Below are 628 nucleotides of genomic sequence, written 5' to 3'. Positions count from 1 at the left end.
TTTAGCAGATCGCATCATTGCTGGGCAAATTAATCAGCTTTCAAGTGAGCAAAGCTATCGTCAGCAGCAATTAATGGCAGCCCTTGAACAATTTGAAGATACACAAAGTGCGATAAATCTAGCTGAGCAATTGCTAGCTAAATCCAACAACAACCAAGAGCTTTATTATCAAGCAGCAGCGGTTGCGCAAGCTAAGCAACAAACTACGCTTGCTCAAAGCTGGTACCGCGCTGCAGTTGATCCAGATACGGCAACGAGCACCTTAAGCGATGAGCAGAACTATGAACTGTATACCCTTGATGAAAATGAAGCTTGGTATGTCAATAATGCCAAGCGTCAATTGCAAGGTATTGAGCGCGATGAGCAAGCGTATATCACTGCTGCAATCAACTTAAGTAGCCAAACCAGCACACAAAATGAGTCCACACTGGGCGCTGGTGCAACGCCTATTGAAGCAGGTTTCCCGCTATGGGGTGGCACTGGGATTGTGAAATTAGACCCAATGACAATATCGAGCCAAGAAACCCGCTTTGATGAAACCTTTGCTGGTAGCCGCTATGGTCAAGGGGCCCTGTGTATTTTTGACTGCCCACTTTTAAGTATAAAACCAAAGCAACAAGGTATGGAT

General features: G+C 45.2%; 1 pseudogene. It reads left to right on the top strand.

Annotation, left to right across the window (positions count from 1 at the left end):
• Positions 1 to 628, top strand: a pseudogene (locus tag HUS62_RS22370) (cellulose synthase); the annotation flags it as partial.

Origin of the sequence: Pseudoalteromonas sp. 0303 (assembly GCF_013349995.1) — a bacterium.
Taxonomy (GTDB): domain Bacteria; phylum Pseudomonadota; class Gammaproteobacteria; order Enterobacterales; family Alteromonadaceae; genus Pseudoalteromonas.
Note: the sequence above shows the minus strand (reverse complement) of the source record. Positions and strands in the feature narration are given on the sequence as shown.